Genomic DNA, 9890 nt, shown 5'->3' with positions numbered 1-9890 from the left:
TTGTGGGGCTGTAGCACCACAAAGGCTCACGACACCCACCTGCCGACCGCCGGCCGGCGTGTCGGTCAGCCGTAGGCCCTGGCGCGAGACGTAGGGTTCGAACGAGTGTTCACGGACGGTGGTGGGAGATGGCGTGCGCGTGCTGGGTGTCGACCCCGGGCTGACCCGGTGCGGCATCGCCGTCGTGGATGGCGGGGCCGGGCGCGAGGTGCGGTGCGTGGCGGTCGACGTGGTACGCACCCCGGTGGACGCCGCGCTGTCCGCCCGGCTGCTGGCCGTGGCCGACATCGTGGACGCCTGGCTGGACGAGCACAAGCCGGACGTGGTGGCGGTGGAGCGGGTGTTCAGCCAGTACAACGTCCGCACGGCGATGGGCACGGCGCAGGCGGGCGGCGTGGTGGCGCTGGCCGCGGCGCGGCGCGGGCTGCCGGTCATGTTCCACACGCCGAGCGAGGTCAAGGCCGCGGTGACCGGCTCGGGGCGGGCGGACAAGGCACAGGTGACCACGATGGTCACCCGGCTGCTCGAGCTGCCGGAGCGGCCGCGTCCCGCCGACGCCGCCGACGCCCTGGCCCTGGCGATCTGCCACATCTGGCGGGCGCCGCTGCGCAACCGGCTGGCCGAGGCCGAGGCGAAGGCCGCGGAGCTGGCCCGCAAGCACCGGGCCCGGCTGACGGCCGCGAGGGGACGTGTTGCGAGATGACCGCGCGGCACCCAAAGGCGACCACCGGGCGCGCTCCGGGCCGATGGCACGCTGTTGCAGTGGCAGGGCGCCGACCGGGTAACCGCACCGGCCGGGCAGCCGCGCCCTGCCGGCGCGACTGCGTTGCGCGCAGACTCGCGCAAGCACCGAACGGAGCGACCAGATGATCTCTTCGGTACGTGGAAAGGTGCTCTCGGTCGGGCTGGACCACGCGGTGGTCGAGGTCGGCGGGGTCGGGCTTGCGGTACAGGCCACACCGTCCACTTTGGCCACATTGCGTCGCGGCGAGGAGGCGACCCTGGCCACCTCGCTGGTGGTCCGGGAGGACTCGCTGACCCTGTTCGGGTTCGCCGACGCCGAGGCGCGCGAGCTGTTCCGGTTGCTGCAGACCGTGTCCGGCATCGGCCCGCGGCTGGCCATGGCCGCGCTCGCCGTGCTCGAGCCCGCGCAGCTGCGCACCGCACTGGCCGACAGCAACGTCGCCGTGCTCACCCAGGTGCCGGGCATCGGCCGCAAGGGCGCAGAGCGGCTGATCATCGAGCTGCGCGACAAGGTCTCCGCCCTGCCGTCGACGTCCGGCTCGGCGGTCGCCGGCGCGGTGCAGGGCGTCCGCTCCTCGGTGATCGAGGCGTTGGTGGGCCTCGGCTTCGCGGCCAAGCAGGCCGAGCAGGCGGTGGACGGCGTGCTGCTGGAGAACGGCACCTCGGACACCTCCGCCGTGCTGCGCAAGGCACTGACCACCCTGGGCAGCAAGCGTTGATGCAGGATGACGTGGAGGTCCACGCAAGAGGAGTGGCGGCAGTCATGGTGACCACCGAGCGCGCCGTTGCCGAAGGCACGCTGTCGCGGTGGCGGGGCAATGGCCGGATGCGACGCGACACACGGTCGGCTACGCCCCGCCGGCGCGGCTGCGTCGCGCGCAGAATCGCATAGGGCCGGCCATGACCGAAGAGGAGTTGGTCTCCCCGCTGGTCGGACCCGGCGAGCGGGAGGACGAGTCCACCCTGCGGCCGAAGCGGCTCGCCGAGTTCGTCGGGCAGGCCAGGGTGCGTGAGCAGCTCGAGCTGGTGCTCAAGGGTGCGGCCGGGCGCGGCTCGCCGCCGGATCACGTGCTGCTGTCCGGGCCGCCGGGGCTGGGCAAGACCAGCCTGGCGATGATCATCGCGGCGGAGCTGGGCAGCGCCATGCGGATCACCTCGGGGCCGGCGCTCGAGCGGGCCGGCGACCTGGCCGCGATGCTGTCCAACCTGGTCGAGGGCGACGTGCTGTTCATCGACGAGATCCACCGGATCGCCCGGCCCGCCGAGGAGATGCTCTACCTGGCGATGGAGGACTTCCGGGTGGACGTCGTGGTGGGCAAGGGCCCCGGCGCCACCAGCATCCCGCTGCAGATCGCCCCGTTCACCCTGGTCGGCGCCACCACCCGGTCGGGATCGCTGACCGGGCCGCTGCGCGACCGGTTCGGGTTCACCGCCCACATGGAGTTCTACACACCCGAGGAGCTGGAGCAGGTGCTCCGGCGCTCGGCCACGATCCTCGGCGTCGACCTGCGCCCGGACGGCGCGGCGGAGATCGCCGGCCGGTCCCGGGGCACCCCCCGGATCGCCAACCGGTTGCTGCGCCGGGTGCGCGACTTCGCCGAGGTGCGGGCCGACGGCTCGGTCACCCGCGCGGTCGCCAGGGCCGCGCTGGAGGTCTACGACGTCGACGAGCTCGGGCTGGACCGGCTGGACCGGGCGGTGCTGGACGCGCTGGTCCGCTCGTTCGGTGGCGGGCCGGTCGGGATCTCGACGCTGGCCGTTGCGGTTGGCGAGGAGCCGGCTACCGTGGAAGAGGTGTGCGAGCCATACCTCGTACGGGTGGGCATGCTCGCCAGGACGCCGCGGGGCCGGGTAGCCACCGCCGCGGCGTGGACGCACCTCGGCCTGCCGCCCCCGCGCGACGCCGCGGGGCAACTGGCGCCTACGCTGTTCGACGAGAGTGACCCCGCGCACACCGCAGAGTAAGCCTGGCACACTCGGCGAGAAGACAACTCAGAACAAAACGGACGTACCTGGGAGCCAGTGAACGTCCGCCGGATGGAGAAACATGGAACTGCTTCCGATGCTCCTGTTGTTCGGGCTGCTCGGTCTCATGATGTATTTCATGAGCCGGCGCCAGCGCAGGGCCGTGCAGCAGCAGCAGGAGCTGCAGAACTCGCTGGAGGTCGGCGACCGGGTGATGACCACCTCTGGGCTCTACGGCACGATCACCGCCACCTACGACACGACGGTCGACCTCGAGATCGCCCCCGGCGTGGAGACCAACTGGCTGCGGGCCGCCGTGCGGGAGAAGGTCACGGAGGTCGAGGACGAGGTCTCCGATGAGGTCGAGGAGTACGAGACGGTCGACGAGCCGGCCGAGGTCGAGGCCGAGGTCGACACGACGACGGATTCCAAGTCCAAGACGAAGTAGTGCCGGTCCTGGGGTGACACCGGGCTTACGCCGCAGCCGGTACGCTGCGCCCGCATCCGCTTGCGCTGTGTCTTGGATGCGGGCGCAGCGGTGTGTGACAAGAACACGTGCCCGGGGACCGCACGACCTGCGTGAACCGGGCACCTCCGCGCAAGTTTGAGGAGATCGACCGACCGTGGCAACACCGGCCGGGCACTTCCGCCCGTGGCGCTATCTCGCGTCCTTCCTGTTCATCGTGGCGCTCCTGTACGCCTTGGTGTTCGCCACCGGTGACCACCAGCCCAAGCCCAAGCTGGGCATCGATCTGCAGGGCGGCACCCGCGTGGCGCTGACCGCGCGGACCGAGTCCGGCGACGCGCCGTCGCGGGAGGCGCTCAACGAGGCCCGGCGGATCATCGAGACCCGGGTCAACGGCATCGGCGTGAGCGGCGCCGAGGTCGTCCTGGACGGCAACCAGATCGTGATCACGGTGCCCGGCGAGGGCGGCGACCAGGCCAAGACCCTCGGCCAGACCGCGCGCCTGTACTTCCGCGAGGTGGTGCAGGGGCCGATCCCGGTCGGACCCCAGCCGGACCAGCAGCAGCCACCGCCGACATCGGGCAGCCAGCCGCCGCCGACCTCGGGCTCGCAGACGCCGCCGTCGGCCGGATCCCAGCCGAGCAGCGGCGCCCCGCAGGGCCGGCCCGCCCCGGCGGCCGCCGGGCAGCCGACCAGCCCCAGCCCGAGCCCCACGCCGCCGGCCACCGGCCAACCGGCCGACCCCGCGGCCGCCTGCACGAAGTACAAGCAGGACCTCGACTCGTACAACGCGGACGTCGCGGCCAAGCGGCCGCCCGCCGTCGAGACGTCGACGCTCATCAAGGAAGCCAAGGAGTGCCGGCAGAATCCGGTGCTCGCGCCGAGCCCGGACGGCACCGCGCAGGCCGACCAGGCGGCGCAGCAGGCCGCGGTGGCGACGCTGGACTGCTCGCCGGGCCACAAGGACCCGCTGGTCGGCAACGACGACCCGAACCTGCCGCTGGCCGCCTGCGACCGCAAGGAGCCGATCGCCTACATCCTCGGCACGTCGTTCCTGGACGGCCGGCAGATCAGCGACGCCAACTCGCAGGTCGACGACCAGGGCGTCGGCTACGTCGTGATCCTCAACTTCCACAGTGAGGGCAGCAAGACCTGGGCCACCTACACCACCGAGCACGTCGGCAAGCAGGCCGCCTTCGTGCTGGACACCGAGGTGGTGTCCGCGCCGACCATCCAGGAGGCGATCGTCGGCGGCAGCACCCGGATCAACGGCGGCACCGGCGGCTTCAAGCAGAGCGAGGCCAAGGATCTGGCCAACGTGCTGAAGTACGGCTCGCTGCCGCTGTCGTTCGAGTCCTCGGAGGCCGAGACCGTCTCGGCGACGCTGGGCCTGTCGTCGCTGCGCGCCGGGCTGATCGCCGGTGCGATCGGGCTCGCGCTGGTGTTCGTCTACTGCCTGTTCTACTACCGGATGCTCGGCATCCTCACGATCCTGTCGCTGGTGTTGTCCGCGTCGATCGTGTTCGCGGTGCTGGTGCTGCTCGGCAGATGGATCGGGTTCACCCTCGACCTCGCCGGCGTGGCCGGGTACATCGTCGCGATCGGTATCACCGCCGACTCGTTCGTGGTGTTCTTCGAACGCCTGAAAGACGAGGTGCGGGAGGGCCGGACCTTCCGCTCGGCGGTGCCGCGCGGCTGGGCTCGGGCCCGGCGCACGATCCTGTCCGCCGACGCGGTCATCCTGCTCGCCTCCGTGGTGCTGTACGTGCTCGCGGTCGGCCAGGTGCGGGGCTTCGCGTTCACCATCGGCATGTCGACCGTGCTCGACATCGTCGTGGTCTTCCTCGTCACGCACCCGCTCGTCGCGCTCGCGTCGACGTCGAAGCTGCTGTCCAGCCCGCGATTCTCCGGCCTCGGCGCCGTGCAACGGCTGGCGGCCGAGCAGCGGGCGGCCGCCCGGCCGGCGCTGGGCACCGCCGGGAAGGAGGCGTGATCATGTCCAACCACGACACCGACACGACGGCGCGCACGCCGGACCTTCCGCGCGGCACGACGCCCGCCAAGCGGCGCGGGGTGTTCGAGCGGCTCTACACCGGCACGGGCGCGTTCGACATCGTCGGCAAGCGCAAGGTCTGGTACATCGCCCTCGGCCTGCTGGTGCTGGTCTGCGTCGGCTCGATGGTGTTCCGCGGGTTCCACCTGGGCATCGAGTTCGAGGGCGGCACCAAGATCCAGATGCCGGCCCAGAGCGCCACCGGTCCGATCTCCACCGACCGGGTGACCGAGGTGTTCGGCCAAGCGCTGAGCAAGGAGCCGGCGACGGTGCAGACCGTGGGCACCGGCGGCACCCAGAGCATCCAGATCAAGTCCGAGACGCTGAACGCCGACGAGGTCACGCGGCTGAAGAAGGCGTTGTTCGACGACCTCAAGCCGGTCGGCGCCAACGGTGTCTCGACCGAGCAGGTGATCAGCGACAGCGCGGTCAGCGGCTCGTGGGGCGGCGAGATCTCCCGCCAGGCGTTGATCGCGCTCGCCGTGTTCCTGGTGCTGGTGTCGGTCTTCCTGGCGTTCGCCTTCGAGCGGTGGATGGCGGTCTCGGCGATCGGGACACTGCTGCACGACCTGACGGTCACCGCCGGGGTCTACTCCCTCGTGGGCTTCGAGGTGACCCCGTCGACGGTCATCGGCCTGCTGACGATCCTCGGCTTCTCGCTCTACGACACGGTGGTGGTCTTCGACAAGGTCCGGGAGAACACCAGGGGCCTGCTCGGCCTGACCCGGCGCACCTATGCGGAAGCGGCGAACCTGGCGCTCAACCAGACCCTGATGCGGTCGATCAACACGTCGCTGATCGCGACGCTGCCGGTGGCCGGGCTGCTGTTCGTCGGCGCCGGCCTGCTCGGCGTCGGCGTGCTCAAGGACCTCGCGCTGGTGCTGATGGTGGGTCTGATCGCCGGCGCGGTGTCGTCGATCTTCTTCGCCACGCCGCTGCTTGTGGACCTCAAGATGACCGAGCCGAAGTACAAGCAGCAGGCCGCGCGGGTGCGGGCGCGCCGGGAGAACCTGGCCCGCAAGGCCGCCGGGCGCGCGGCCGGCGCGGGGCCCGTTGCCGACGCGACCGGCGCGGTGGCGGTCGAGCAGTCGCTCGCCGACGACGACGGCCTGGACGCCGAGCTGCGCCACGAGCGGGCACTGGCCGCGGCCTCCAGCGTGCCGGTGCGCAACCCCAAGGCCAGCGACGCCAAGCGGGCCAGGACGCCGGGCCGGTCGGGCCGGCCGAGCGGCAAGAAGCGCCGGTAGCCGGCGTGGCCGAGGGCAGGCTGGGGCGGGCGCTGGACCTGGTCCGGTCGGTTCCGGACTGGCCGCAGCCGGGCGTGCTGTTCTGGGACCTGACCCCGCTGCTCGCCGACGCGGACGCCATGGCCGCCGTGGTGGACGCGTTCGCCGAGGCCCATGACCGGGACGGCACCGGCGCCGTCGGGGCGATCGAGGCGCGCGGGTTCCTGTTCGGCGCGGCGTTCGCCGCCGCGCACGGCTACGGCGTCGTCCCGGTGCGCAAGGCCGGCAAGCTCCCCGTTGTCGGGCACCGGGTCGAGTACCGGCTGGAGTACGGCTCCGCGGCGCTCGAGGTTCCCGCCGACGTGATCCGGCCCGGCCAGGGCGTCGTGATCATCGACGATGTGCTGGCCACCGGCGGCACCGCGGCGGCGGCCTGCGAGCTGGTCGAGACGGCCGGCGGGGTCGTCACCGGCGTGTGCGTGCTGATCGAGATCGGTGCGCTGGGCGGTCGGGACCGACTGGCCGGGCACAAGGTGCACGCGCTGCGGACCCTGTAGCACCGCCGTTTAGCTCACCACCGGCAGCTCTTCGGGCGATCCGAGGTTATCCTCGGAATTCTGGGGTCACAGGAGCTGACTGCTGACATGGAGCGTGGGTGAGCCAGGACGTGGAGGCCGGCCCGGCCGAGGAACAGCACCCAGCGCCGCGCCCGCCGTCGGCGACACGGCGGGTGCGCGCACGCCTCGCCCGGCGGATCACCGCGCAGCGCTCGGCGCCGGTCAAGCAGGTGCTGGAGCCGCTGGCCGCGGTGCACCGCGAGCTGCACCCCAAGGCCGACCTCGCCCTGCTGCAGAGCGCCTACGACGTCGCCGAGGAGATGCACCGCGGGCAGCGGCGCAAGTCCGGCGACCCGTACATCACCCACCCGCTCGCGGTCGCCACGATCCTGGCCGAGCTGGGCATGGACACCATCACGCTGGTCGCCGCCCTGCTGCACGACACCATCGAGGACACCGCGTACTCGCTTGACCGGTTGCGCGAGGACTTCGGGCCCGAGGTGGCCAAGCTCGTCGACGGCGTGACCAAGCTGGACAAGGTGAAGCTGGGCACCGCGGCCGAGGCCGAGACCATCCGCAAGATGGTGATCGCCATGGCCGAGGATCCTCGGGTGCTGGTGATCAAGCTGGCCGACCGGCTGCACAACATGCGCACGATGCGCTTCCTGCCGCCGGAGAAGCAGGCCAAGAAGGCGCGCGAGACGCTGGAGGTGCTGGCCCCGCTGGCCCACCGGCTGGGCATGGCCACGGTCAAGTGGGAGCTGGAGGACCTGGCGTTCGCCATCCTGCAGCCCAAGAAGTACGACGAGATCGTCCGGCTGGTGGCCAACCGGGCACCGTCCCGCGACACCTACCTGCACAAGGTCACCGACGAGCTGACCACCCACCTGGACGCGTCGCGGATCAACGCCAAGGTGGAGGGCCGGCCCAAGCACTACTACTCGATCAACCAGAAGATGATCGTGCGCGGCCGGGACTTCGACGACATCCACGACCTCGTCGGCGTCCGCATCCTGGTCGAGGACGTGCGGGACTGCTACGCCGCGATGGGCGTGGTGCACGCGCTGTGGCAGCCGATGCCGGGCCGGTTCAAGGACTACATCGCCCAGCCCCGGTTCGGCGTCTACCAGTCGCTGCACACCACGGTGATCGGCCCGGACGGCAAGCCACTCGAGGTGCAGATCCGCACGCACGACATGCACCGCACGGCCGAGTACGGCATCGCCGCGCACTGGCGGTACAAGGAGACCCGCGGCACCCACGACGGCAAGGCCGTCGAGGTCGACGAGATGGCCTGGATGCGCCAGCTGCTCGACTGGCAGCGGGAGGCCGCCGACCCCGGCGAGTTCCTCGAGTCGCTGCGCTACGACCTTGCGGTGCGGGAGATCTTCGTCTTCTCGCCCAAGGGCGACGTGTACACGCTGCCGTCCGGCGCCACCCCGGTCGACTTCGCGTACTCGGTGCACACCGAGGTCGGGCACCGGTGCATCGGCGCGCGGGTGAACGGCCGGCTGGTTGCGCTGGAGCGCAAGCTGGAGAACGGCGACGTCGTCGAGATCTTCACGTCGAAGGCCGAGGGCGCCGGGCCGTCGCGGGACTGGCTGGGCTTCGTCTCGTCGCCACGGGCCCGCGCCAAGATCAAGCAGTGGTTCGCCAAGGAGCGCAAGGAAGAGGCGATCGAGGCCGGCAAGGACGCGATCACCAAGGAGGTGCGCCGGATCGGGTTGCCGATGCAACGCCTCGTGTCGGTGGACCACATCACCGCGCTGGCCCGCGAGCTGCGCTACCCCGAGGTGAGCGCGCTCTACGCGGCCGTGGGGGAGGGCCACACCTCGGCCCGGCACGTGGTGCAGCGGCTGGTGGCGCTGCTCGGCGGCGTCGAGCACGCCGAGGACGAGCTGGCCGAGCGCTCCACGCCGTCGACGGTCACCCGGCGCCGCTCCACCGGCGACGCCGGCGTGGTGGTCAAGGACACCAGCGACGTCTGGGTGAAGCTGGCCCGCTGCTGTACCCCGGTGCCCGGCGACGACATCCTCGGCTTCGTCACGCGGGGCGGCGGTGTGAGCGTGCACCGCACCGACTGCACCAACGCCACCGACCTGATGGCCGAGCCGGAGCGCCTTGTCGACGTCGAGTGGGCGCCGTCGGCCTCCTCGGTCTTCCTGGTGGCCATCCAGGTGGAGGCGCTCGACCGGCACCGGCTGCTGTCCGACGTGACCAAGGTGCTCGCCGACGAGCGGGTGAACATCCTGTCCGCCTCGGTCACCACCTCGCGGGACCGGGTCGCGGTGAGCCGCTTCGCTTTCGAGATGGGCGACCCCAAGCACCTCGGCCACGTCCTCAAGGCGGTGCGCAGCGTCGAGGGCGTCTACGACGTCTACCGGGTGACCTCCGCCTCCTGACACCGACCGCCGGGCTCCGAGCCGTCTCTGTGGTCCCTGCTGCCGACCGGAAGCGTCGTCGAGCTGCCGTACGAGCGGGGTGGGTGGATCACCGTGGACGCCGTCAGGGCTCCGCCGAGCCACGGACGAGGCGAGTGAGCGGCACCCCGCCCAGGGCCTTGACCTCCCTGGCCAGATGGGCCTGGTCCGCGTAGCCCACCCGGTAGGCGACATCGGCGAACGGCGAGCCCGACCGCGCCAGCCGCACCGCCAGGTCGAACCGCAGCACCCGGTGCAGAACCTTTGCGCCGTAACCGAAAGCGGCCAGACACCGGCGGTGCAGCTGGCGCTGGCTCATGCCGAGGGCGCCGGCGATCGACCCCACGGCCGCGCCGCCGCGCAGCAACCGCAGCACCGCGGCGGCGACCGGGTCGCGGTCGGCGTCGGTGCGCGAGGCGACCGCGGCGGCCAGGACGCGCTGCGCGGCCTCGTCCGATC

Annotated in this window: 9 protein-coding genes; 8 read left to right on the top strand and 1 reads right to left on the bottom strand. The window is 71.7% G+C overall.

Going from position 1 to position 9890, the window contains the following annotated elements; all coding sequences use genetic code 11:
• Positions 1 to 133 precede the first annotated feature (133 nt).
• The 8 genes from ruvC to VGX25_RS18115 all read left to right on the top strand — a co-directional run bounded on the left by ruvC (position 134) and on the right by VGX25_RS18115 (position 9413).
• Positions 134 to 703, top strand: coding sequence for a crossover junction endodeoxyribonuclease RuvC (gene ruvC / locus VGX25_RS18150; RefSeq protein WP_326918999.1), 570 nt, complete (start codon positions 134 to 136; stop codon positions 701 to 703).
• A gap of 163 nt (positions 704 to 866) precedes the next feature.
• Positions 867 to 1463: a Holliday junction branch migration protein RuvA gene (gene ruvA, locus VGX25_RS18145; protein WP_326918998.1), complete on the top strand. Its 597-nt coding sequence runs from the start codon at positions 867 to 869 to the stop codon at positions 1461 to 1463.
• A 181-nt stretch (positions 1464 to 1644) separates the two neighbouring features.
• Positions 1645 to 2709, top strand: a complete 1065-nt coding sequence (gene ruvB, locus VGX25_RS18140) for a Holliday junction branch migration DNA helicase RuvB (RefSeq protein WP_326918997.1) — start codon at positions 1645 to 1647, stop codon at positions 2707 to 2709.
• An 82-nt stretch (positions 2710 to 2791) separates the two neighbouring features.
• Positions 2792 to 3157, top strand: coding sequence for a preprotein translocase subunit YajC (gene yajC, locus VGX25_RS18135; protein ID WP_326918996.1), 366 nt, complete (start codon positions 2792 to 2794; stop codon positions 3155 to 3157).
• A gap of 175 nt (positions 3158 to 3332) precedes the next feature.
• Positions 3333 to 5168 carry a protein translocase subunit SecD gene (gene secD, locus VGX25_RS18130; protein WP_326918995.1) on the top strand — a complete coding sequence of 612 codons (1836 nt, stop codon included), beginning with the start codon at positions 3333 to 3335 and terminating at the stop codon, positions 5166 to 5168.
• A 2-nt stretch (positions 5169 to 5170) separates the two neighbouring features.
• On the top strand, positions 5171 to 6475 hold the full coding sequence (secF, locus tag VGX25_RS18125) for a protein translocase subunit SecF (RefSeq protein WP_326918994.1): 1305 nt from the start codon (positions 5171 to 5173) through the stop codon (positions 6473 to 6475).
• 5 nt (positions 6476 to 6480) lie between these two features.
• Positions 6481 to 7011, top strand: a complete 531-nt coding sequence (locus VGX25_RS18120) for an adenine phosphoribosyltransferase (RefSeq protein WP_326918993.1) — start codon at positions 6481 to 6483, stop codon at positions 7009 to 7011.
• Positions 7012 to 7109: 98 nt separating this feature from the next.
• Entirely contained in the window at positions 7110 to 9413 is a 2304-nt protein-coding gene (locus tag VGX25_RS18115; RefSeq protein WP_326918992.1) for a bifunctional (p)ppGpp synthetase/guanosine-3',5'-bis(diphosphate) 3'-pyrophosphohydrolase, read from the top strand.
• 103 nt (positions 9414 to 9516) lie between these two features.
• Here the strand turns inward: VGX25_RS18115 and VGX25_RS18110 are convergent.
• Positions 9517 to 9890 (bottom strand): AraC family transcriptional regulator (locus tag VGX25_RS18110; protein WP_326918991.1); only part of this gene is annotated, 374 nt, incomplete at its 5' end.

Source organism: Actinophytocola sp., from assembly GCF_035942955.1.
Classification (GTDB): Bacteria; Actinomycetota; Actinomycetes; order Mycobacteriales; family Pseudonocardiaceae; genus DASYTH01.
Note: the sequence above shows the minus strand (reverse complement) of the source record. Positions and strands in the feature narration are given on the sequence as shown.